At 66.7% G+C, this 23,401-nt stretch carries 24 protein-coding genes; 3 read left to right on the top strand and 21 right to left on the bottom strand.

The annotated features are described in order from the left end of the window. Nucleotides 1-100: 100 nt before the first annotated feature. Both ABZ827_RS17790 and ABZ827_RS17785 read right to left on the bottom strand, forming a co-directional pair. Entirely contained in the window at nt 101-544 is a 444-nt protein-coding gene (locus tag ABZ827_RS17790; protein WP_357237860.1) for an OsmC family peroxiredoxin, read from the bottom strand. A gap of 55 nt (nt 545-599) precedes the next feature. Next, nucleotides 600-1,055, bottom strand: coding sequence for an SRPBCC domain-containing protein (locus ABZ827_RS17785; RefSeq protein WP_357237859.1), 456 nt, complete (start codon nt 1,053-1,055; stop codon nt 600-602). 186 nt (nt 1,056-1,241) lie between these two features. Here ABZ827_RS17785 and ABZ827_RS17780 point away from each other — a divergent pair, with 186 nt between their 5' ends. Continuing rightward, entirely contained in the window at nt 1,242-2,339 is a 1,098-nt protein-coding gene (locus ABZ827_RS17780; protein WP_357237858.1) for a histidine kinase, read from the top strand. Nucleotides 2,340-2,410: 71 nt separating this feature from the next. Here ABZ827_RS17780 and ABZ827_RS17775 read toward each other — a convergent pair whose 3' ends face one another. The 18 genes from ABZ827_RS17775 to ftsH form a co-directional block, all read right to left on the bottom strand. Continuing rightward, entirely contained in the window at nt 2,411-3,061 is a 651-nt protein-coding gene (locus ABZ827_RS17775; protein ID WP_357237857.1) for a vWA domain-containing protein, read from the bottom strand. A gap of 160 nt (nt 3,062-3,221) precedes the next feature. Next, nucleotides 3,222-5,777 carry an ATP-dependent Clp protease ATP-binding subunit gene (locus ABZ827_RS17770; RefSeq protein WP_357237856.1) on the bottom strand — a complete coding sequence of 852 codons (2,556 nt, stop codon included), beginning with the start codon at nt 5,775-5,777 and terminating at the stop codon, nt 3,222-3,224. Between the two features lie 269 nt (nt 5,778-6,046). Next, nucleotides 6,047-6,694: an FHA domain-containing protein gene (locus ABZ827_RS17765; RefSeq protein ID WP_357237855.1), complete on the bottom strand. Its 648-nt coding sequence runs from the start codon at nt 6,692-6,694 to the stop codon at nt 6,047-6,049. A gap of 255 nt (nt 6,695-6,949) precedes the next feature. Further along, nucleotides 6,950-7,312, bottom strand: coding sequence for an Lsr2 family protein (locus tag ABZ827_RS17760; RefSeq protein ID WP_357237854.1), 363 nt, complete (start codon nt 7,310-7,312; stop codon nt 6,950-6,952). 117 nt (nt 7,313-7,429) lie between these two features. Then, nucleotides 7,430-8,896, bottom strand: coding sequence for a lysine--tRNA ligase (gene lysS / locus ABZ827_RS17755; RefSeq protein WP_357237999.1), 1,467 nt, complete (start codon nt 8,894-8,896; stop codon nt 7,430-7,432). A gap of 299 nt (nt 8,897-9,195) precedes the next feature. Then, entirely contained in the window at nt 9,196-9,618 is a 423-nt protein-coding gene (locus ABZ827_RS17750; protein WP_357237998.1) for a rhodanese-like domain-containing protein, read from the bottom strand. Between the two features lie 8 nt (nt 9,619-9,626). Then, the gene (locus tag ABZ827_RS17745) at nt 9,627-10,253 is read right to left on the bottom strand and encodes a cysteine dioxygenase family protein (protein ID WP_357237853.1); all 627 of its coding nucleotides are present in this window, start codon (nt 10,251-10,253) and stop codon (nt 9,627-9,629) included. Between the two features lie 181 nt (nt 10,254-10,434). Then, nucleotides 10,435-11,229, bottom strand: a complete 795-nt coding sequence (locus tag ABZ827_RS17740) for a type III pantothenate kinase (RefSeq protein ID WP_357237852.1) — start codon at nt 11,227-11,229, stop codon at nt 10,435-10,437. Nucleotides 11,230-11,246: 17 nt separating this feature from the next. Further along, a complete protein-coding gene (panD, locus tag ABZ827_RS17735) occupies nt 11,247-11,666 on the bottom strand; it encodes an aspartate 1-decarboxylase (protein ID WP_357237997.1) in 420 nt (139 codons plus the stop codon). A 238-nt stretch (nt 11,667-11,904) separates the two neighbouring features. Further along, a complete protein-coding gene (gene panC, locus ABZ827_RS17730; RefSeq protein WP_357237851.1) occupies nt 11,905-12,867 on the bottom strand; it encodes a pantoate--beta-alanine ligase in 963 nt (320 codons plus the stop codon). Between the two features lie 61 nt (nt 12,868-12,928). Then, the gene (locus ABZ827_RS17725) at nt 12,929-13,876 is read right to left on the bottom strand and encodes a DUF2520 domain-containing protein (protein ID WP_357237850.1); all 948 of its coding nucleotides are present in this window, start codon (nt 13,874-13,876) and stop codon (nt 12,929-12,931) included. 117 nt (nt 13,877-13,993) lie between these two features. Next, nucleotides 13,994-15,118: a DUF6779 domain-containing protein gene (locus tag ABZ827_RS17720; protein ID WP_357237849.1), complete on the bottom strand. Its 1,125-nt coding sequence runs from the start codon at nt 15,116-15,118 to the stop codon at nt 13,994-13,996. A 138-nt stretch (nt 15,119-15,256) separates the two neighbouring features. Then, nucleotides 15,257-15,784 carry a DUF3180 domain-containing protein gene (locus ABZ827_RS17715; RefSeq protein WP_357237848.1) on the bottom strand — a complete coding sequence of 176 codons (528 nt, stop codon included), beginning with the start codon at nt 15,782-15,784 and terminating at the stop codon, nt 15,257-15,259. Then, a complete protein-coding gene (gene folK / locus ABZ827_RS17710; protein WP_357237847.1) occupies nt 15,781-16,326 on the bottom strand; it encodes a 2-amino-4-hydroxy-6-hydroxymethyldihydropteridine diphosphokinase in 546 nt (181 codons plus the stop codon). Before folK ends, ABZ827_RS17715 begins: the two co-directional genes overlap by 4 nt. Then, complete coding sequence (folB, locus tag ABZ827_RS17705) at nt 16,323-16,709, bottom strand: dihydroneopterin aldolase (RefSeq protein WP_357237846.1); 387 nt, start codon at nt 16,707-16,709, stop codon at nt 16,323-16,325. Before folB ends, folK begins: the two co-directional genes overlap by 4 nt. Further along, nucleotides 16,706-17,524, bottom strand: a complete 819-nt coding sequence (folP, locus tag ABZ827_RS17700) for a dihydropteroate synthase (protein WP_357237996.1) — start codon at nt 17,522-17,524, stop codon at nt 16,706-16,708. Before folP ends, folB begins: the two co-directional genes overlap by 4 nt. A 92-nt stretch (nt 17,525-17,616) precedes the next feature. Next, nucleotides 17,617-18,288 carry a GTP cyclohydrolase I FolE gene (folE, locus tag ABZ827_RS17695; RefSeq protein ID WP_357237845.1) on the bottom strand — a complete coding sequence of 224 codons (672 nt, stop codon included), beginning with the start codon at nt 18,286-18,288 and terminating at the stop codon, nt 17,617-17,619. Nucleotides 18,289-18,363: 75 nt separating this feature from the next. Beyond that, a complete protein-coding gene (gene ftsH / locus ABZ827_RS17690; RefSeq protein WP_357237844.1) occupies nt 18,364-20,724 on the bottom strand; it encodes an ATP-dependent zinc metalloprotease FtsH in 2,361 nt (786 codons plus the stop codon). A gap of 332 nt (nt 20,725-21,056) precedes the next feature. On the opposite strand from ftsH, the gene ABZ827_RS17685 reads away from it, so the two are divergent. Beyond that, the gene (locus ABZ827_RS17685) at nt 21,057-22,022 is read left to right on the top strand and encodes a hypothetical protein (RefSeq protein WP_357237843.1); all 966 of its coding nucleotides are present in this window, start codon (nt 21,057-21,059) and stop codon (nt 22,020-22,022) included. Between the two features lie 103 nt (nt 22,023-22,125). Here ABZ827_RS17685 and ABZ827_RS17680 read toward each other — a convergent pair whose 3' ends face one another. Next, complete coding sequence (locus tag ABZ827_RS17680; RefSeq protein WP_357237842.1) at nt 22,126-22,941, bottom strand: DUF1266 domain-containing protein; 816 nt, start codon at nt 22,939-22,941, stop codon at nt 22,126-22,128. Nucleotides 22,942-23,067: 126 nt separating this feature from the next. On the opposite strand from ABZ827_RS17680, the gene ABZ827_RS17675 reads away from it, so the two are divergent. Further along, nucleotides 23,068-23,322: a DUF2277 domain-containing protein gene (locus ABZ827_RS17675; RefSeq protein ID WP_357237841.1), complete on the top strand. Its 255-nt coding sequence runs from the start codon at nt 23,068-23,070 to the stop codon at nt 23,320-23,322. The last annotated feature ends 79 nt before the right edge of the window (nt 23,323-23,401 follow it).

Genomic DNA, 23,401 nt, shown 5'->3' with positions numbered 1-23,401 from the left:
AGAACCCCGATAGTTCCCGTAGGAGACGCCACGTCGGCCCACACACCGGCCCGGATGGTCCCGGACTCCCCGCAGACGACGAGGGGAGCCCGGGAGCTGCTCAGGACTCCAGGGCCGCGTCGAGCGTGATCTCGTCCACTCCGGTCAGCGCCTTACTGACCGGGCACCCCGACTTGGCCGCGGCCGCCGCCGTGGTGAAACCGGCGTTGTCGAGGCCGGATACCCGGCCCCGGACTGTCAACGCGATACGGCTGATCCGGAAGCCGCCGGCCGGATCCGGGCCGAGCGTCACCGCTGCCGACACGTCGAGGCTCTCCGGAGTACCACCGGCCTGGGCGATCTCGTTCGACAGCGCCATCGCATAGCAGGACGCGTGGGCCCCCGCGATCAACTCCTCCGGGCTGGTTGTACCGCCGGCCTCGTCGGCGGAACGTTTCGGGAAGGACACCTCGTACTTGCCGACCCCGGAACTGACCAGATCGACCTGGCCGGAGCCGTCCTGCAGACCACCGGTCCATGCGGTGCGCGCGGTACGTGTGGGCATCACAATCCTTTCGAAGATGATTCGTTCGGGTCGGTTTCGAACCTACTCGTACCTGTCAGCCGGCCGCAGCGGTTCGTTCGTCGAGCCGGGCCAGCGCCGGGGGCCAGGCGGCCCGATGCCGGTCGCGTGCGGCCTCATCGGCAAAACCGCTGTGTCGCAGACGTAACCGGATACCGCGGGGTTGTTTGACGAACTCCACTCGTACCAACGTTTCCACGCCCTCGGTACCGCCCGGCCCGGTCACCCAGGTCATTTCGACGAGACGCCCCGGTTCGAGCCGTACGAAACGCCCGTAGTGCGGACGCGTTCCGCCCTCGCCGCCGGCCTCGAAGTAGAACGGCTCGTTCACCTCGGGCCGCATTCGTAACGTCCCGGGCGCCGCTAACCAGATATCGAACCCCTGGGTCCATGCCAAGTAGAGCAGTTCGGGCGAGGCTTTCATCACCCGTTCCACTGTCAGCTCGTATGGCCGTGCTGACAGGTCCGGTACACGTACTTGCTGGTCGACCATCATAGGACCATACCCGCGTCGGCACCCGTCACGCCGCAGTTGCCGCCGGTATCGCGCCGCTACCGACCGTTTCGTCCCGAACCGGCGGATTCGACCCCGGAATATCCTCGCGAGACCGAGAATCCGGGTGTGCAGCGCCGACTTCGGCCAAGGGGCGAATAGGGTGATACACGTGGAGAGTTCGCAATGACGAGCTGGGAGATAGCCGGGCTACTGGGTTGGCCGGCGCTGGCCGCGGCACTGTTGGTGCTGGCGATGCAGCGCCGTGCGCTCGTGCGCGCCTGCCGAGAGCGTGACGCCGCCGCCGATACCGCGGCGCAGCGGCAACGGGCACTCGAGGTGAACACCGAGCGCCTGCTGATCGCGCGCGAGCTACACGACGTGGTGGCGCACAATCTTTCGCTGATCAATGTGCAATCCGGGATGGCACTGCAGCAGGTCGAGAACAAATCTGCGAAGGCCGCCGGGACGGTGGCCGAGATCAAGACCACCAGCCGGAACGCGCTCGAGGATGTGCAGGCGTTGCGGCACGCGATCCAGTCCGTGGAGCCCAGCGCAACCGCTGCGCCCGGCGACGACGACCAGCCGCGAGACACCGGCACAACCGCGTATCGGAACCGGGAGAAACGTCCCCGGCGTGGCAGTTTCGGCCGGCCGGCTCGGACAGGCGGGGCGGAACCGGCCAGAGGCTCCGACACGGCTCGCCGGGAAACCGCCCCACCTGCCGCACCCGCTCCACCGGCGCGCGAGCCCGATCCGACCATGTCCGACCTCGACGAACTCCTCCGTAAACCCCGTATGGCCGGGCTGACGGTACATACCCGGGTAGTAGGAACAGCCGATACTCTGCCCGCGGCCATCGACGAGGCCGCGACCCAGATCGTCACCGAATCGCTGACCAATGTCATCCGGCACGCCACCGGCGCCGAGGCCACGGTGACAGTGCGGTTCACCCCCGATTCCGTGGACCTCACCGTCGACAACACCCGGCCCACCGGCAAACCCGAACACACCGGTCCGACGCGTGGAATGGGCATTATCGCCATGCGTGAACGCGCCCACGCGCTCGGTGGCGCCCTCACCGCCGGCCCGAAACCGAGTGGCGGTTACCGCGTCGCGGCCCGGCTGCCGAGCCGCCCACTGCGCATAGCGATCGATCCGGACGAACCGCCGCGGTCCCGGGCCGGGTCGAGCGAGAACAAGCGGGTTTCGCCGTCCGACCGATCCCCCGTGCGTGGCGCTACCCCGAAGCCCGCCGAAACAGGTCCCGTAACAAGAGAATAAGGTGCGGCACCTGCCGTATCCGGTGACAGCGGATCGGGTTCCGCCGCCGTCGTGAATATGGGCCGAGCCGGCTACTCTCCCGGATCGGCCGCCTGACGCTCCTCTTCCGTGAACCCCGCGGCGCGGGCCGAACCCGGGTCCCCGGGACCTTGTAAGCGAGTCGAATACGCCCCGGCCGCGCGGAACACTCCCTGGACACCGGCAGGCGCCGCGCCGTAGGTGATCGACTGCTGCGGAGCGAACCCCAGCTGGGTGCCGATCTGCACGGCATCCATATTGGCGCCGAGGAACAGGAAGTCCCAGTTGTAGTCGTTCTGCTGTTGCTCGATCAGCGAACGCACGGCGGAATGGGTCCATTCCCGGCTCGAGTTCTCGTGGCCGTCGGTCAGGATCACGACGATCACCGTGCCGGGGCGCTCGGATTCCGGACGCCCGGCGAGCTCCGCACCGATATCGGTGACCAGCTTCCCGATCGCGTCGTAGAGCGCCGTACCGCCGCGTGGGTGCAGGATCGGCTGCGGAATCTGCTCGAGGGGGATATTCGAGTACAAGCATTCGTAGTCGGTGTCGAACTGGGCGAAGGTCACCCGGACGGTTCTTTCGACCTTGCCCTGCTCCTCGAAGAATGCGGCCAGCCCGCCCTCGGTGTCGGATTTGATCGACTGCATGGAGCCGGAGCGGTCGAGCAGGACAGCGATCAGGCTCTGATCGGGATCGGTCATCGGTACCCCCAGTCGAAGTGGACCCTTGCGTCCACCCTACGCGCGCCCGTACCCGGCTCGCCGCCGAATTTCCGCAGCCACGGTCCAATGCTCCGGATATGCGAAAGGGCCTGTCCTGCTGTGCAATACAGCCGGACAGGCCCTTCGCTACGGATGTTCTCTACTCGCCCGAGGCAGCCTCGGTGCTACCCTCGCCCGCGCCGGTCAGCACGACCTCCGGCTTCTTCTCACCGTCGTCCTTGGTGAGTTTCGCCTTCGGGGTGAAGGTGAACCGGGCATCCTCGCCGGAGCCTTCGCCGTCCCAGCCCTCGACATCGACCACGACGTTCTGGCCGGCGCCGATCTCGCCGAACAGGATCTTCTCCGAGAGCTGATCCTCGATCTCGCGCTGGATGGTGCGACGCAGCGGCCGGGCACCGAGCACGGGATCGAAACCACGCTTGGCCAGCAGGCTCTTGGCCCGATCGCTGAGCTCCATCGACATATCCTTGTTCTTCAACTGCACGCCGACGCGGTCGATCATCAGATCCACCATCTCCACGATCTGCTCGGTGGTGAGCTGGTGGAAGACGATCACATCGTCGATACGGTTGAGGAACTCGGGCCGGAAGTGCTTCTTCAGCTCGTCGTTGACCTTGAGCTTCATCCGCTCGTAGTTCGAGCCCTCCTTGTTGGACTGGGTGAAGCCCAGGCCGACAGCCTTCGAGATATCCGAAGTGCCGAGGTTCGAGGTGAAGATCAGCACCGTGTTCTTGAAGTCCACGGTCCGGCCCTGGCCGTCGGTGAGGCGCCCGTCCTCGAGGACCTGCAACAGGGTGTTGTAGATCTCCTGGTGGGCCTTCTCGATCTCGTCGAACAGCACCACGGAGAACGGCTTGCGGCGCACCTTCTCGGTGAGCTGGCCGCCCTCCTCGTAGCCGACGTAGCCCGGAGGGGCACCGAAGAGCCGCGAGGCGGTGAAGCGGTCGTGGAATTCGCCCATATCGATCTGGATGAGCGCGTCGTCGTCGCCGAACAGGAAGTTCGCCAGCGCCTTGGACAGCTCGGTCTTACCGACACCGGACGGACCGGCGAAGATGAACGAACCGGACGGACGCTTCGGATCCTTCAGGCCGGCACGAGTACGGCGGATGGCCTTCGAGACCGCCTTGACGGCGTCTTCCTGGCCGATGATCCGCTTGTGCAGCTCGTCCTCCATACGGAGCAGACGGGTGGTCTCCTCCTCGGTGAGCTTGAAGACGGGGATACCGGTCCAGTTGGCCAGCACCTCGGCGATCTGCTCGTCGTCGACCTCGGCCACGACATCCAGATCACCGGAGCGCCACTGCTTCTCGCGCTCGGCCCGCTTGGCGACGAGCTGCTTCTCCTTATCGCGCAGCCGCGCGGCCTTCTCGAAGTCCTGCGCGTCGATCGCCGATTCCTTCTCCCGGCGCGCGTCGGCGATCTTGTCGTCGAATTCGCGCAGGTCCGGCGGGGCGGTCATCCGGCGGATACGCATCCGGGCGCCGGCCTCGTCGATCAGGTCGATCGCCTTATCCGGCAGGAACCGGTCGTTGATGTAGCGGTCGGCCAGGGTAGCGGCGGCGACCAGGGCGCCGTCGGTGATGGAGACCCGGTGGTGGGCCTCGTAGCGGTCACGCAGACCCTTGAGGATGTTGATGGTGTGCTCGACGGTCGGCTCGCCCACCTGGACCGGCTGGAAGCGGCGTTCCAGGGCGGCGTCCTTCTCGATGTACTTGCGGTACTCGTCGAGGGTGGTGGCGCCGATCGTCTGCAGCTCACCGCGGGCCAGCTTCGGCTTCAGGATCGAGGCCGCGTCGATAGCGCCCTCGGCAGCACCCGCACCGACCAGCGTGTGCAGCTCGTCGATGAACAGGATGATATCGCCGCGGGTGTTGATCTCCTTGAGCACCTTCTTCAGGCGCTCCTCGAAATCACCGCGGTAGCGGCTGCCCGCGACCAGGGAACCCAGGTCGAGGGTGTAGAGCTGCTTATCCTTCAGCGTCTCGGGGACCTCGCCGTTGACGATCGCCTGGGCCAGGCCCTCCACCACGGCGGTCTTACCGACACCGGGCTCGCCGATCAGGACAGGATTGTTCTTGGTACGGCGGCTCAGCACCTGCATGACCCGCTCGATCTCTTTCGAGCGGCCGATCACGGGGTCGAGTTTGCCTTCCAGCGCGGCCTGGGTGAGGTTACGGCCGAACTGGTCGAGCACCAGCGAAGTGGACGGGGTACCGGTTTCGCCACGGGCACCGGATTCGACCGGTTCCTTGCCCTGGTACCCGGACAGCAGCTGGATGACCTGCTGGCGGACCCGGTTGAGATCGGCGCCGAGCTTCACCAGCACCTGCGCCGCGACACCCTCGCCCTCACGGATGAGGCCCAGCAGGATGTGCTCGGTGCCGATGTAGTTGTGGCCGAGCTGCAGCGCCTCGCGCAGGCTCAGCTCCAGCACCTTCTTGGCGCGCGGGGTGAACGGAATATGACCGGACGGGGCCTGCTGGCCCTGGCCGATGATCTCTTCGACCTGGCTGCGCACGCCCTCCAGCGAGATGCCGAGCGACTCCAGGGACTTGGCCGCGACACCCTCACCCTCGTGGATCAGACCCAGCAGGATGTGCTCGGTGCCGATGTAGTTGTGGTTGAGCATCCTGGCCTCTTCTTGGGCCAGGACGACGACACGCCTCGCGCGGTCGGTGAACCTCTCGAACATCGCTCCCTCACTCTCCTGCTCCGGACTCTATGGCCGGCTCACGCCGTGGTGTGTCGTGGACAACCGTCGACTTCAGCCTGCCATGAAGGCCAGGGGTTGCGGCCCCCGCCTCCCACTCTAGTTGGCGGGGGTACTTGCCGCCGCCGGTCCACCCTAATGATCTGTAGCCGGTCGCAGCGTTATTCATTCATAACGCCCATACCCACGGAATCGTTTCCCACTCGGGTTTTGCCCACAGCGAACACAAATGTGGCCCGGACCGCCCGCGCCTAGAGATCGCGATCGGCGATGAGCCCGCTGCGCATGGCCAGCGCCGCGAGCCGCTGGCGTTTCTGGTTCTGGGGCAGGTCCTCGACCCCGAATTTGGCGAACAGCGCGCGCAGGTGTGTCTTGACGGCGTCGACGCTGAGGAACAGTTCGTCGGCGATCTGCTGATTGGACGCGGGAGCGGCGAACGCGGGGTCGCCCTTGTAGGGGCGGCACAGCGCGATGAGCACACCGCGCTGCGCCTCGGTCAGCGACCGGACGGTGGGCGTGCTGCTGCCGGAGGCGCGGGTGGCATCGTCGGCGACACCGTTGAAATCGTGAAAGGACACCAGCGAGGTACCCATCCGGATACGGTCCCCGGGCATGAGCCGACGACGACCTTGGAGACGTTCACCGTTGACGTACGTGCCGTTGCGGGACAGGCCGTCGTCGACGATGGTCCACTGGGCGGCGAGATATTCCACCGCCGCGTGTAATCGCGATACCTCGGCGTCCCAGCGCAGCGAAAGATCCGCTCCGGCCGAACGCCCGATCGTGATCCGCTGCCGGTCGGGGCTCAACATCACCTCACGCCGGCGGCCTTCGTCATCGGTGAAACGCAGGAACGAACCGACGGATCCGGACACTGTGCCGATACCTGACCTCTCCATACCGGCAGCAACTGCCGAACACCACCCCGGCCCCCGCAGTGCCTGACGCACCGGGCCCGGTCCAACCAACCCCTTCATGGTGCCGGGCGAGCGGGTACTCGGGCAAGACTGAACACCACCGGCCAATGAATATCACTGACCGCAGCGGCCCCGGCGTACAACGCCGGGGCCAGCGGTAATTCCAATTGGCTATCGAGAAGACCTGCCGTCGTCCGGTGCGGAGAAAACCCTCGCGAACGACAGTTGAAAGTAGAACTAACCCTTCGAGGCCTTGTTGTACGCGTCGGTGATATCGGCGGAGATACGACCCCGCGCGGAAACCTTGTGACCATTCCGGCGCGCCCACTCACGAATTGCGGCGCTTTGTTCACGATCCATGGTGGCGCGCCCCTTGCTGCTCCCCCCGGCAGCCGCGACAGCGGACTTCACCCGGCGACGGCCGCTCACGCGACGAGCGCTGGAAACCCACTGCTCCAACTCGTCCCGAAGCTTCGACGCATTCGACGACGACAGGTCGATCTCGTACGACACCCCATCGATTGCAAACTCGATGGTCTCGTCCGCGATGGACTCACCGTCGACATCGTCGATCAGGCTAACGGTGACCTTCTTTGCCATGAGATGAACGTCCTCTCGAAATCGTGCGGCCCGCAAAATCAGGCCGATTACCCGAGGCAAGAATACCTCGAATTCGGAAAATTCCAAGACGAGCGGTTGGCTATGCAAACCGTTCGCTCAACGGCCGGCGGGCCGCACTATTGGGAACAGTATCGTTTCCCGGATTCCCAATCCGGTGAGGGCCATCAACAACCTGTCGATTCCCATGCCGGTTCCGGTGGTCGGCGGCATCCCGTGTTCCATCGCGGACAGGAAGTCTTCATCCAGAACCATTGCTTCGTCATCGCCGGCGGCGGCCAGTCGTGCTTGATCGACGAACCGTTCACGCTGGATCACCGGATCCACCAACTCCGAATAACCGGTGGCCAACTCGAAGCCGCGAACATACAGATCCCACTTCTCGGTGACCCCCGAACGCGACCGGTGCTGCCTGGTCAACGGGGAAGTCTCCACCGGGAAATCACGGACGAAAGTCGGCATGTACAGCTTGTCGCCGTAGCAGTGCTCCCAGAGCTCCTCCACCAGTTTGCCGTGGCCGTAACCCTTACCTTCGGGAATTTCCAGACCTTCCCGTTCAGCGAGCGCCAGTAATTCCGGAACAGTTGTTTCCGGAGTCACCTCGACATCCAGGCACTCCGATAGCGACGGGTACATCTCGACGGTTGTCCACTCGCCGCTCAGATCGTATTCCGTACCGTCGGCCAGTGTCACGACCTGAGTTCCCAGAGCCTCCTGAGCGACTTCCTGGATCAATTCCCGGGTCATCCGCGCGGAGTCATCGTAGGTGCCGTACGCCTGATATGTTTCGAGCATCGCGAACTCGGGAGAATGGGTGGAATCGGCACCCTCGTTGCGAAAGTTGCGATTGATCTCGAAGACCCGCTCGAGCCCCCCGACAACACAGCGTTTGAGAAAAAGTTCCGGAGCAATGCGCAGGTAGAGATCCATATCGAGCGCATTGGAGTGGGTCCGGAAGGGGCGGGCCGCGGCGCCGCCGTGCAGAGTTTGCAGCATCGGCGTCTCGACCTCGAGGAAACCGCGGTGCTCGAGCGCGTTGCGCAGTGCCCGCACCACCGCGACCCGGGTCCGGGCGGTCTGCCGAGCCTCCGGACGAACAATCAGGTCCACATAACGCTGACGGACGCGCGACTCCTCGCTCATCTCCTTATGGGCGACGGGCAGCGGACGCAGCGCCTTCGACGCCATGGACCAGGAATCGGCCATTACGCTCAATTCCCCGGTACGCGACGAGATCACTTCGCCGTGCACGAAAACCATATCGCCGAGATCCACATCGGCCTTCCACGCCGCCAGCGCGTCCGCACCGACACCGTTGAGGCTGATCATCGCCTGCAACGTTGTGCCGTCGCCCTCCTGCAGCTGCGCGAAACACAATTTCCCGGTATTGCGCATAAAGATGACGCGCCCTGCCACACCGGCCTGCTGGCCGGTGGCGGTATCGGCGGCGAGATCTGGATGCGCGGCACGGATTTCGGCCAGCGTGTGGGTGCGGGGCACCGCTACCGGATAGGCCTCGCCCCCCGCCGCGAGCAGTCGTTCCCGCTTCTCCTGCCGGATCCGCATCTGCTCGGGGACGTCGTCGACTTCCGCGGAGCGGCCTGCTCGCCCCGCGGGAACAACGCCCGCGGAGCCGCCGGATGACGAGGAGTTCGGGTTGCTCACAGCGAACCACCCTAGCGTGCACGGCAAATCGATTCGTCAGCCGCCCGCCCCTCGAGCTCGCGATATGGAATCGGCACAGCGAGCTGCGGCGACGCCGGCCGGAAAAATAGACCATTTGGTTGCTTCGGAAATTCCGACGCTATCCAGAAGGCACGGAAATGTATTGTCCTCCGGTCGCATTCGCCGCCCGGTAGAACAATTCACAGAGCCGCGAGCGAACGGACTTCCCTGGTGAAGTGCTCGGCCCCGGTCGCGACCGTGCGCAGGCCGGCCGCCACCAGCGCTTGATATCCGCCGATCAGATCGGTCGCCCGGTGCAACCCCAATTGACGCAAGGACGCCGCCGCCAAGCTCGACGTGTAACCCTGCGAGCACACGACAATCCACTCGACATCGTGATCGGCGGCGAGCGCCAGCCGGGCCGAGCTACTGGGGTCCAGCCGCCACTCCAGCACATTCCGTTCTATGACCAGCGCTCCGGGCAGGGACCCCTCCCGCGACCGCTGCGCCGCGGGCCGGATATCCACCAGGATCGCGCCCCGCGCCAATGCGGCCGGTAATTCGACGGGCTGGATCCGCCGCAACTGCGAGCGGGCGTGGTCGAGCATCTGATCGATGGTCAGCGTCGGCATCAGAGTTCACCTTCGGGCTGGTCGGTGAGGACGGTATTGGTGCGTCGGAGGCTGCCGTGCCCGGTCACCTCGTAATAGGACATGGCGGTCAGCGGGGGCGAATACGCATGCACGCTCAGAGTGGGCTCCAGCGGGCCGGTGCCGGACTGCCCGGAAACGGCGATCCGCTCGGAGGCGCGCACGACGTCGTGTACCCAGCCGATCGGGAACGCGGCCTGGTCACCGGCCGCCAGAATCCGGTGCCGGAGTTCGGAGCCGTTCCACCGGTACTCGGCGAGCGCACCGCTGAGCACCGTCAGCGCACCGAGCGAACCGGCATGATCGTGCAATTTCGTGGATTTCTCCGGGGTCCAGCTGATCAGCCAGATATCGACCTCGTCATCTGCGACGAGCCGGGTGGCCCAGCGGTCCACGAGCGGCCATCGGCCGTCTGCGGGAAGTACATGATCGTAACGGCCGGTCAGAACGTCCTCGCCGGTCTCATCGGTCAGCCGCAACAGATCGGCGGGGCGCAGGCGAGTCGGCAATGCCGGGGCAATCGGACGATCGGGTATCGGATTCGCGGCAGCGGCAGCGGTGTCACGAGCCGAAGGCCGGACTGTGGAAGAGAGAACAGGGGAACGCATATGCGCATCTCCAGGAGGAATGAGAACGGTCGAGGAATTCGGGATGCCTCGAACGGTCGAGGCGAATCAGCCTCGACAACACTCCTGGGTACGCACGCGGGACAGCACGAGAAGAGCTTAGCAACCCGGACCCGACGCGGCCACACCCGGCACAGCGGCGTAGGTCACATACGGAAACTGCTCAGCCGCGGCCCCGCCGCTGGTTGCGTTCGTACACCAACCGCAAACCCGTCAGGGTCAGATGCGGCAGATGATGTTCGATCGTCTCGGACTCGTCCAGAATCAACGGCGCCGCCGGGCCCGTCGCCACCACAGCGATATCGTCGCCGGCGAACCCGTCCACATCGTCACGGATCCGATCGACCAGCCCGTCCACCAAACCCGCGAAACCGAACACGGCGCCGGCCTGAATACATTCCACACTGTTCTTACCGACCACCGACCTCGGCCGGGCCAGTTCGACCCGCCGCAGCGCGGTCCGCTCGATCAGCGCCTCTGTCGCGGTCTCGACCCCCGGCGCGATCACACCCCCGAGGAATTCCCCCTTCGCCGACACCAGGTCGACACAGATGGACACACCGAAATCCACCACGATCGCCGCCGTGCCGTACTCGTGATAGGCGGCCAGACTGTTGACGATCCGGTCCGCACCGACCTCTTTCGGATTGTCCACCAACAGCGGAATACCGGTCCGCACGCCGGGTTCCACCAGCACCTGAGGCACATGCTGCCAGTAACGATCCAGCATGAGCCGCATCTCCCGCAGCACAGGCGGCATGGTGGACAGGCCGGCCACCCCGGTCACCTCGTCGAGATCGGAACCCACCAGACCGCGCAGATTCATCGCGAACTCGTCGGCGGTATGCAACGGATTGGTGTGGATCCGCCAGTGCCGCACCAGCTCCGCATCCGAACCGGCGCCGTTCATCAAGCCGATAACGGTGCTCGTGGTGCGGACATCGATGGTCAGAAGCATCCGATTACCGTCGGCGCTCAGACCAGGGAAAGGTTGCGAGGGCTGATCAGATCCGAGCCCTCCGGGGCATGCGCCGGATCGGAACCCAACTCGACCGGGCGATTCCGGGAGTCGACGAAAACGACCTTCGGGTCGTAATCGCGCACCTCGGCCTCGTCCATCATTCCGTACGCGATGAGTATGACCAGGTCGCCGGGATTGACCAGATGCGCGGCCGCCCCGTTGATACCGATCACACCGGACCCGCGCTCGCCGGCGATCACGTAGGTCTCCAGCCGGGCACCGTTATCGATATCGACGATGCAGACCTGCTCGCCCTCGAGCAGATCGGCCGCATCGAGCAGGTCCTGGTCCACGGTCACCGATCCGACGTAATGCAGATCGGCATGGGTCACGGTGGCCCGGTGGATCTTCGATTTCATCATGGTCCGCAACATCATCGTCGCCCTTCTGTATCTTTGGCGCCGCCTCCGGCGTCGCATGGTCGGGGCCCTGTTAACCCCGTGTCTTCACTCCGGCGCTCAGTCGCTGCGTTCCTTCGCTCTGTCGCTGCAGACACGGGGCGGGCCCCGACCGCAAAGGCTGACCATCCGGAAGAACGCGAGATAACGGGCGGACGTGCGTCGTTGAGGCCTGGGTACCGCCTGGTACCGGGACCTGCAGTTAAACGAGCGCTCACTGTTCTGCTCCTGTCGGGCTGCCGGCGGTTTGCGCCGTTCGCTCCGGGGCGGGGGTGGTGTCGGCGTCGGGGTGGCCGTCCAGTTCGGTGCCGAGTTGGACGGCGGCGTTGTCGATCAATCGGGTGGTACCGATCCGGGCGGCGATCAGGAGGCGGGCGTTGCCGGCTTCCGGGGCGGGGCCCAGGTCCGCGGCGCGCAGTTCCAGGTAGTCCAGTTCGATCGCGGGGGCGGCGGCCAGGACGGAGCGTGCGGCATCCAGCACGGATCCGCCGCCCGCGGCGCCGGATCGGGCGCCGGCCAGCAGCGCGGCCGAGAGGGTGGTCGCGAGTTCGCGCTGGGTGGGGTCGAGGTAGCGGTTGCGGGAGGACAGGGCCAGGCCGTCGGCTTCGCGGACCGTCGGGACCGCGACGATCTTCGCGTCGAAATTCAGGTCCTGGACCATCTGCCGGATCAGGGCCAGTTGCTGGTAGTCCTTTTCGCCGAAGAATGCCTCGTTCGGGGCCACGATCTGTAGCAGTTTCGCAACCACGGTGAGCATTCCGGCGAAATGGGTGGGCCGGGAGGCGCCCTCGAGTTCGGCGCCCAGCGGGCCCGGTTGCACGGTGGTGCGCGGGCCGGACGGGTACATATCGGCCGCGCTCGGAGCGAATACCAAGGCGACGCCCTCCGAGCGGAGCATATCGACATCCGCGTCCAGGGTGCGCGGATAGCTGTCCAGATCCTCGCCCGCGCCGAACTGCAGCGGGTTGACGAATATCGATACGACCACGATCTGGTTGGTGCGTTTGGCGCGGCGGACCAGTTCCAGATGTCCTTCGTGCAGCGCTCCCATGGTGGGTACGAGGCCGACCGTGCGGCCGGCGCGGCGCAGTGCGCGGACGACCTTGCCGAGCACGGCCGGGTCGTGCTGCACGGTCAGTTCACCGTCGCGGTAGGCACCGCGCAGGTTCAATTCCATCGTGCAGCCTCCTTCGAAGTAGGAACATGCGGTCCGCGCGGGCAGAAGCGTCGGCGGCGCATTATCGGTGTTCCTCCAGCAGTTCACGCAGCTCGGCGGGGGCCTGAGCCCGTTCGGCGGTACGCCGCGACAGGGCGCGGTAACCGGCGGCGACCTGTGGATCGGCCGCGGTCAGCGCCGCGAGGTGGGCGGCGACGGCGGCGGTATCGCCGCGCGCCACCGGGCCGGTCAATGCGGCCTGGCCGCGGCGCAGAGCATTGTCCAGCGCAGCCGAGGCCAGCGGGGCGAGTAATCGCTCCGGGAGCCCGTTGGGCTGGTCGTCGACCGTCTGCTGGCCGAGCAGTCCGGGTCCCGCCAGCGCTTCCCGCAGGGCCTCCACGGCGTCCAGTACGAGGGTGACCAGGTGGTTGCTACCGTGCGCGAGCGCGGCGTGGTAGAGCGTACGGTGCTCCTCCGCCACCCGGACCGGTTCGCCACCCATCTCGATGACCAGTGACTGCGCGATCGCGTAGCCGATCTCGTCCGCCGCGGTGACCCCGAAACAGGCGTTGGCCAGACGGGACAGATCTTCGTCATGACCGGTGAAGGTCATCGCGGGATGAATGGCCAGCGGCAACGCACCCGCCTCACGCAGCGGCTCGAGAACGCCGATGCCGTTGGCGCCCGAGGTATGGGCGACGATCGTGCCCTGCCGCACCGTATGCGCGCTCGCGAGACCCCGCACCAATCCGGCCAGCTCGGCGTCGGGAACCGCCAGGATGAGCAGTTCGCTGCTGGCAGCGATTTCCTCGACCGGGAGGATCCGTGATTCGGGCAGCCGGGTATGCGCCCGCTGCACGGAGGCATCGGAGATGGCGGCGACGCCGAACACCACATGTCCGGCGCGCTCGAGCGCGGCGCCGAGAGCTGATCCCACACGTCCCGCCGAAACGATTCCTACCGTCAATCGTGCGGGCGCCGGATCACCACTCGCGGCCGAATTGCCAGGAGTCACGCGTGGCGAGGTCAACAGTGTCCTCTCGAAGTCGTTCCAGTCCCGCTTGGCGGGTACCGGACGTTACGAGTCGAGGATAGGACCACGGTCCGCTGATGCGCCATGGGCGCACCGGGTGATATGCACCGCACTTCAGGGGCTGCGCTGCTCCTCTTCCCTGCTCAGGTTTGCCATGATCTCGGCGACCGACAACCGCCGTGAGCCGCCGGAATCGGCGGCCTGGGCGCGACGGCGCCGGGAATTCAGTGACCGCACGGCCGCTTTCGCCGGGGCGCGGCTGGCGCGATCCCGGGATTTCCCGGTCGTGGGTTTCTTGGGGATCTCGGATTTCGGCGCGGCCGGAAGGTCCGCCGCGGCTTCCTGCGCCGGTGGACCGTGAATCACCTCATGCCGCTCGGGCGGGCCCTGCACGGGCTCGGTGGAGCTCGGCGGCCGGTACGGTTCGCCGGTGGCCGAATCCGGGTCGTCGAAAACCTCGGTGAAGGCATCCGACCAGCTCGGTCCCGAGATATCGGAGGTCGGCGGCGAATCGTCATCGAGGCGCACGATGGCTGTTTCGGCGGTCACCGGGTCGTCGTGCGGGCTTGCGAAGCGGGGCCGGCTCGGATAATCGCTCTCGTAGACCGGGGTGGCGGTGCTGCGTTCCCCGGTGCCGGCATCCGGTTCGCCGGCGGCCGCGGTGTCGACCCAGGCGTCCGCGGCGTGCGACCAGCCCGCGGCGGCGTTCGCCCAGGCGTCGACCGCCCCGCGCTCCCCCGCCCCGGGATCCGAGAGGGCGGTCGCGAGACCGGGCCGGTCCTGAGCGCTCGGCAGTTCCTGGACCCGGGTGACGGAAGCCCGCAGCGCCGGACGCTCCGGTGGGAGCTCCCCGTCGAACAGCCGCTCCAACTGCCGCCGCAGAACCGCCAGCTCGGCCCGCAACGCGGCCATCTCCGACGCGTCCGCGCCGACCTCCGAACGGACCCGCGCCTCGACACCGAGATCGTGTTCACGCCGCGCGCTGATCTCCCGCTCGAGTTCGATCTCGTAGGTCCGCCGCAGATCACGGACCTTGGTCTGATAGCGGCTCACCGCCCATGCGCCGAGCACCGCGGCCCACAGCGCGATCACCAATCCGACCCGGACGATCTGGACCCGGTCGCTGAGCACGAGAAAACCACTGGCCACCAGACCGAGCAGGACCAGAGCGCCGAGGAAGAGCTTTCCCACATCTTCCCGGCGACGCGTGGAAGAGCTACTGCGGGACGGTGAAACCATGTCCGCAAGGGTAGCCGCGATATGCGGTCATTCCCAGGTCGGAAAGGGCGTGATCGATCACGAAGGCAGCCGCTGCGGCCCTGTGGGGCACGGCCATCCGCGGGCCGCGCGCGACCGGGGCGGATACGGGGGGCACGCTCAGGAGGGTGCCGGATCGTCGGTCGGATCGTCGGGGGCCCGGCAGCAGTACTCCAGCCACAATGCCGCGGCTGCCAGCGCGATACCCGCGCCGCAGCCGATGAGGGCACCGGGGTAGTCCGCGGCGGCGGCCCGCAGATCGCCGCGCTGCGGGAAGATCCACAGCAGAAAACCGAGCCAGACTCCGGCCGCCAGCGAACCGACCTGCGCGGAGGCCTTCGCCAGCGCCAGCGCCCGGGCCACGGTGATCGGATGCAGGCGGCGCCCGTCGGCACCGATCTGACTGTTGCTGACCCGGGTGCGGATATAGAACCCGAGCACCACCTCCAGCGCCGCTACCGGGTACAGAGACGCGCCCGCGATCGTGGAGATCGGCGGGAAACTCCCGTATGCGACGCGAGTCGCCACCCAGGCGATAACGGCGGCGATGAGGACATTGGCCAGCAACTCCCGGACGCGGGTGGGTTTCAGCTTCATATCGGGGCCGTCGCCGCCGCTGGTGTTCTTATCGCTGTTCCCGAGGGTCATGGTGCGGCTCCCGCGGCCGGAGTGAGGGTGAGGGCCGTACGGCGAACCCCCGCCACCTCGGCCCGGTCCAGCTTCGCCAGCAGCTCTCGCACCGGGTAGTCGACACCCGAGACGGCGAGCGTCGCTTCCGGCTGCACGTCCAGCCAGGGGACCAGCACGAAAGCGCGCTGATGGGCCCGCGGATGCGGCAGGGTCAGATCTGGGTCGGTACTGCGGCACACCCGGAGCCCGCCCGATACCGGTTCGGCGCAGGTGACGATATCCACATCGAGGGTGCGGGCGCCCCAGCGCACGGTCCGCTCCCGGCCGGCGGCCTGTTCGAGCTGTTGCCCGTGCTCGAGCCAGGCCCGGCAGTCGTAATCCGGATCCTCGGCGACGAGGACGGCGTTGAGGAAATCGTCCTGCTCCACCCCACCCCAGGGCGCGGTGGTGTACACCGGCGATACGGCGCGGATCCGCGCACCGAACCCGGCGACAACACCGCGCAGCAGTTCCAGGCGATCCCCCATATTCGAACCGATGGAAAGAACCGCGTACGTCATGGGGACGCCTGTTCACGGCGGCGCGCGGTGACCACGCGGACATCGGCGAAACTGTGCGGTATCGGCGCACCCGGTTTGTGCAGTACCACCTCGACATCGGCGACACCGGGCACCGTACGGACCCGGTCGGCGATTTCGGCGGCGACCGTTTCGATCAGGTTCCGGGCCGGACCTTGCACGATGCCCACGGCGAGATCGGCGAGGGCGCCGTAATCCACGGTGTGGGCGAGATCGTCGGTGGCCGCGGCGGCGGCGATATCGGTCCAGACGGTGAGGTCCACGACGAACTCCTGTCCGTCCCGGCGTTCGTGCTCGAAAACACCGTGGTAGCCGAACACTCGCAGCCCGCGCAGTTCGATCCGGTCCGCGGCCCCGGTGCTCATCGGAGCGCTCCCGTCGGGACGGCGCGGCGCCAGGCATCGGTCACCGCTATCGCGTCCTGCGAACCGCGCACATCGTGCACCCGGACCCCCCAAGCGCCATGCCAGGCCGCGAGCGCCGAAACCGTCGCCGTGGCTGTCTCCCGACCGGCGGGCGGGCGCGGCCGGTCGTCCTCGGCCAGTAGTGAACCCAGGAACCGCTTGCGCGAGGCCCCGATCAGCACCGGGAACCCGTCCGCGACGAATCGGTCCAGCGCCGCCAGCAGCGCCCAGTTGTGCTCGGCGGTTTTCGCGAACCCCAGGCCGGGGTCGAGGACGATCCGCGCGGGATCCACACCCGCGGCGACCGCGTGCCGTACCTGGACCCCCAGTTCCTCCCGGACTTCGGCCACCACATCGTCGTAGTGATCGGCCGGTCCGGTGTGCCGGTAGTCGGCGGCCGCCCGCCAGTGCATGAGAATCCACGGGATATCGGCGGCGGCCACCACCTCGGCCATTGCCGGATCGGCACGGCCACCGGAGACATCGTTGATCACCGAGACACCGGCCCCGATGGACGCTTCCGCGACAACGGCTCGCATGGTGTCGACGCTGGTGGGCACACCGGCCGCGACCAGCCCCGAGATCACCGGCACCACCCGTTCGACCTCGGTTTCCGGATCGACCCGCGCGGCCCCCGGCCGGGTCGACTCCCCGCCCACATCGATGATGTCCGCACCCGACTCGTACAGGCGGACCCCGTGTTCGATCGCCCGGTCCGGATCGAGGTAGCGCCCGCCGTCGGAGAACGAATCGCTGGTGACGTTCACGATGCCCATCACCACACACGACCGGCCCGGGCGCGGCGCGACGCCCGGCCGGGGCGCGACACCGGTCAGAGTGGGCACGGCGGCGGCCGGTCGCTGATCGGTCACTTGCGCAGGATCAAATCGAGGGCCTCGGAGCGCGAGGCCGAATTGGTCTGCAGCAGTCCCCGGACGGCCGACGTGGTGGTGCTGGCACCGGGTTTACGGATACCGCGCATGGCCATGCAGAGATGTTCGGCCTCGATGACGACGATCGCTCCGCGCGGGTCCAATTTGCGCATCACCGCGTCCGCGATCTGGCTGGTCAGCCGCTCCTGTACCTGGGGACGTTTGGCGTACAGATCCACCAGCCGCGCCAGTTTCGACAATCCGGTCACCCGCCCGTGCGGGCCGGGGATATATCCGACGTGCGCGACCCCGTGGAACGACACGAGATGATGTTCGCAGGTCGAGTACATCGGAATATCGCGGACCAGCACCAGCTCCTGATGCTCCTCGTCGAACGTGGTGTTGAGCACCGCGTCCGGTTCCACGTACAGCCCGGCGAACATTTCCCGGTAGGCACGCGCGACCCGGCCCGGAGTGTCGAGCAGGCCCGGCCGGTCCGGGTTCTCCCCCACCGCGATCAGCAAGTCCCGTACCGCCGCCTCGGCTCGCGCCTGGTCGAACGGTTTACCGGTGTGCCGGGCGATCAGCTCCGGCGCCGGGCCGCCGGTCTCGCCCAATTCGGCGGGGATACCGGTCGTTTGGCCGTTGGTCTGCTGATTGGCCGACATTCGAGGACACCTCCACATCTCGGGCGCGGCAGTACTCACCGGGCGCCGACCTGTCCGAGCGTAATCGGCGCCGGTCTACTGCCGACCGTTCGGGCTGTCCCAGGAGGGCGCGTCGCCACGGCCCGGCTCTTCACCGGACCCGTGACCGGGATCGCCCTGACCGCTGTGTCCGCCGTGGTTCTGGTCCGGCTGGGCATGGCGCGGCTGCTCCGCGGGAGCACTGTAGCCACGATCGGCGGGCGGTGACTGCTGCTCACGCGGCGGCCAACCCGGCGCCGACCAGCCCGCGGGCGCGCCGTAATCCGGACGCGACCCTTGCGTTGTGCCCCGCGGATAGGCGGGTGCCGGCTGCTGCGGTGCCGGATAGCCGGCCGGCGGCTGTCCGAAACCGGGCTGCGGGGCGGGCCCACCCGGATATCCGGCAGGCTGCGGCACGCTGCCGGCGGCCGCGGGATCGTGCGGTACGACGCCCGCGGGCACCTTCGGTTCCGGCGGCCAGGGCTCACCGCGTTCGGCGGCGAGTTCACCCGGGGTCTTCACCGGGGGTTTGTTCGACGGCACCCGGTTACCGAAATCGTTGAACGCGGTGATGCGCGGCCGCTTCTCCACCGCGCTCAGGATGGTTTCCAGATCCTTACGGTGCAGAGTTTCGCGTTCGAGCAGCGCGGTGGCCAGATCGTCGAGCACATCGCGGTAGTCGTTGAGGATCGCCCAGGCCTCGGTGTGCGCGGCCTCGATGAGGTTGCGGACCTCCTCGTCGATGGCACCCGCGACCTCGTGCGAGTAGTCCGAGGCAGTGCCCATGGACCGGCCGAGGAACGGATCACCCTGTTCCTGGCCGTACCGGACGGCACCGAGGCGAGAACTCATACCGTATTCGGTGACCATCGCGCGCGAGATCTTGGTGGCCTGATCGATATCGGAGGACGCGCCCGTGGTGGGTTCGTGGAACACCAGTTCCTCGGCCGCACGCCCGCCCATGGCCATGACCAGCCGCGCGATCATCTCCGAGCGGGTCATCAGGCCCTTGTCGTCCTCGGGCACCGTCATCGCGTGACCGCCGGTACGCCCGCGGGCCAGGATCGTCACCTTGTAGACCGGCTCGATATCGGGCATCGCCCACGCCGCGAGGGCGTGACCACCCTCGTGGTAGGCGGTGATCTTCTTCTCGTGTTCGCTGATGATCCGGCTCTTGCGGCGCGGACCACCGATCACCCGGTCCACCGATTCCTCGAGCGCGTCACCGGTGATGGTCGAGCCGTTCTCCCGCGCGGTGAGCAGTGCGGCCTCGTTGATCACATTCGCCAGATCGGCGCCCGACATTCCGACGGTCCGCTTGGCCAGACCGTCCAGATCGGCTTCGTGAGCGATGGGCTTGCCCTGGGAGTGCACCCGGAGAATGGAGCGGCGACCGGCCAGGTCGGGATTGCTGACCGGGATCTGCCGGTCGAACCGGCCCGGCCGCAGCAGGGCGGGATCGAGGATATCGGGGCGGTTGGTCGCGGCGATCAGAATGATGCCGGTGCGGTCGCCGAAACCGTCCATCTCGACCAGCAGCTGGTTGAGCGTCTGTTCGCGCTCGTCGTGGCCACCGCCGAGCCCGGCGCCGCGCTGCCGGCCGACCGCGTCGATCTCGTCGACGAAGATGATGCACGGGCTGTTCTGCTTGGCCTGTTCGAAGAGGTCACGCACCCGGGAGGCACCGACGCCGACGAACATCTCGACGAAATCCGAGCCGGAAATGGTGAAGAACGGCACACCGGCTTCCCCCGCGACGGCGCGGGCGAGCAGCGTCTTACCGGTACCGGGCGGACCGTAGAGCAGCACGCCCTTCGGGATCTTCGCGCCCAACGCCTGATAGCGCACCGGGTTCTGCAGGAAATCCTTGATCTCGTACAACTCTTCGACTGCCTCGTCGGCGCCGGCCACATCCGAGAACGTGGTTTTCGGCATATCCTTCGACAGCTGTTTGGCCTTGGATTTGCCGAAGCCCATCATTCCGCCACGGCCACCGCCCTGCATCCGGGACATCACGAAGATGAACAGTCCGAGCAGGATCACCATGGGCAGCACGAACAACAGGATCTGGGTGAGCCAGCTCTCCTGTTTGACGACCGTGTTGTACTGCGCGCCGGAATCCTGGACAGCTCGGAAGATCTGCGCCGAGGTGTCACTACCGCCGGGATATTTGGCGATGATCTTGTTCTGGCCCTCGGTGGCGTCGTTACCGTTCTTCAGCTCGATCCGCAGCTGCTGTTCGCGATCATCGATCTGAACGTTGGTGACGTTCTCCTTGTCGGAGAGTTGGCTGAGGGCAACCGACGTATCGACGCTCTGCCAGCCGCGGGTGTCGTTGCCGAAGTAACTGAACAGATAGATCACGAGCAGAATGCCCGCGATTATCGCCAGGGTGCGAAACACTGTCTTGCGGTTCATAGAGCGTCGGCCGGGCGGCCAGTCCTTTCAGGCGTCTCCGCGTTTTGCCTAGCGATGCGTCGGTCTCTGGCGGCGCAACCCACTTCCGTAGCCGCCCGGTGGGCGGATTCGGATGCGGACATGCCACGTTACCGCGTACGGTCTATTCGATACATCGCGCTTCCTGACTTATCGCAAGCGAGGAGTTCGGCTGGTGATGCAGTTCAACAGGTAAACGGCCGGAAAACCACAGTGGTTCCCGGCGTCGTGGTCTGTGATATCTCGTAGTGATCACAATCATGGCACGCACGCCCGACCCATGATGATCGACGTACGACCTGAGCGCAGGGGGTATGGACATAGTCGAGTTACGGACACCCACAGCAATCGTCCGGCACGGAGCGGGACGGTTGATCGTCCTGCGCCCCGGCGCCGACGGCGAAACCGATACCGACGGCGAGCCGGTGCTCGACGTAGCGGTCACCGACCTGCTGGAAGTACGCCTCAGCCGGCGCGCCGACGACGCGGTGGTCATCGAGATCTACCTGCGTTATCCGACCCCGGTACTGGTCGGTGTGCCGGCCGACCGGACACCGCTGCCGGTCCTGATCGCCGAGCACGACGTACCGGCGGCCGCCGGAATCGTCTCCCGCATCAACGACCAGATCCTGGCCGCGCAGCGGATCGATATCCACGCTCCCGAACTGAAGGCGCCGCCGGTCGAGACCACCGACCACGGCCCGGCCCGTGCGGACGTCGACCGGGCGGTGCGCCGGATGTCGGTGACAGGCCGCGGCGAATCGGCCCTGACCGATCTGCACTGCCTCGTCACCGAGGACGAGTATGTACTGGAAACCGCCTACGTCATCGCGCATCCGCCGATCGGCGCCGACGATCCCTGTCTCCTGACGGTGACCACGGCCCGCCTGCTCCTGGTGTCACTGGGTGCCGACGAACCGTACGCCCACGAGCTGCCGATTTCGATGATCATGATGGCTCGCGCGACGGAGGAGCCGGGATCGCTCTCCGCCGGCGACGGGCCCGCCGACCGCCGGCCGCTGATCGAGATCCACGACGGAAACACAACGATGTGCTTCACCGGCCTGGATCGTCCCGATACCGAGCGGGTGAGCTACGCCGTCAACTTCGCGATCCGGCTGGTCGCGCTGGACGGGTCGGCGGGCCCCGCCGACCCGAGCGTGGCCCACCTTTACTCGGAGTGGGAACTGCTGGTCGAACGGCATTCGCTGGGCATGGTCGACGATACGCAGTTCCAGCGCTACGGTCGCGGGATCCTGCGTTCGCTACCCGGGATCTGAGCCTTCGGCGCCACCTCCGGTGCACCGAGGTTTCGGCCCGGCCCGGCTGAAAAGCCGGGCCGGGCCGAAACGAGGGCTCACCGGGCGTAGGCGGGGACAGATATCAGTGCAGGGCGATCTTGCGCCAAGGGCTGGTGGGGCGCAGCCACAGGCGGAGCAGTTCCAACCGGCGATCGACGCCGCCGTCCTTGAGTTCGGCGAGGTCTTCGCAGGCCTGCCAGTAGGTCCAGCCGGTGAGGTAGGCGTCGCCGAACTGGCGCCAGTTGCGGTATTTGCGCTTCGCCAGGGGTAGTGCGCGGGCCAGGTAGTCCCAGGCGACGTCCGCTTCTATGTAGCCGGCGGTGTAGGCCATGCGGGCTACCGCGACCACCCGGGCCAGATCCCAGGCGTGGATATCGGCGGGTAGCGGGCGAGTCAGATGATCGGTGAACCCGATCTTGATGGCTTGGGACCAGATGTCGTAGTCACGGACCAATGTCTCGGAATTGTCGATCCCGCGGAACGAAGCGACCTGCCGCAGGAAGGCGCGGTGGCGGTCGGCGCGCTCACCGAAACGGTCGCGTTCACTGGCGTTGAGCGAGGCGGTCACGAGTGGGTGCACCAGGGCGTACAGCGGGGCGTGCATGCCTTCGAGGAGCTGTTCCATCGAGGCCCGGGCCTCGGTCCCGTCGGTGATCCCCCAGGCTCCCGTGAGGGTATCGATGGCCAACTCGCGCCGGTCACCGAGCGGATGATCGCGTTCGGGGCCGAGCAGCAGTGCATCGTGGAAAGCGTCCCAGCGCGCCGAATAGAAGGCACCCAGCGACAGGGCCCGCAGGCGGTCGTCGTCGATCTGCGCACCGGACCAATGATCTTCCTCGCGCTTGTCGAGCTCCGGATAGGGGAAAGGGGTCGGCGTGGGCAATACGGCAGCGGCCATACCGTGAGTGTAGGACTCGTCACCCGGGTCGGCCCGGCCAATGTCGTACACAACCGGCCGGTCGAAGTGTTTTCACATTTTCTGCTTGGCCTGTCACAGGCATAGGTCCGGAGCTAGTGTGCATTCATGTGTAGAAACATCACCGTCTTGCGAGGTCTGGAACCCGCCGCTACCGAGCAGGAGATCTACGCCGCAGCACTGCAATATGTGCGCAAGGTCGGTGGCCTGTCCGGGCTCAGTTCGGCCACCAAACCCGCGGTGGACAAGGCGGTCGCCGCGGTTGCCGAGGCGACCACCGCCCTCCTCGCGGAATTACCCGACCGCCGGGTTCCCCCGGCTACCGAGCCGCCGCTGCGCCGGCTGGCCCGGGACAACCTGTAACCGATCCACCGATGGATGCCGTGACCGGGCGCGGTGTCCATGACCGGCCACGCCCCATCCCTGAGATGTTGAGGCGATT

It is taken from the genome of Nocardia sp. NPDC019395 (assembly GCF_040632335.1).
Classification (GTDB): Bacteria; Actinomycetota; Actinomycetes; order Mycobacteriales; family Mycobacteriaceae; genus Nocardia.
The sequence above is the reverse complement of the archived record's forward strand: the minus strand, read 5'-3'. Positions and strand labels throughout refer to the sequence as shown.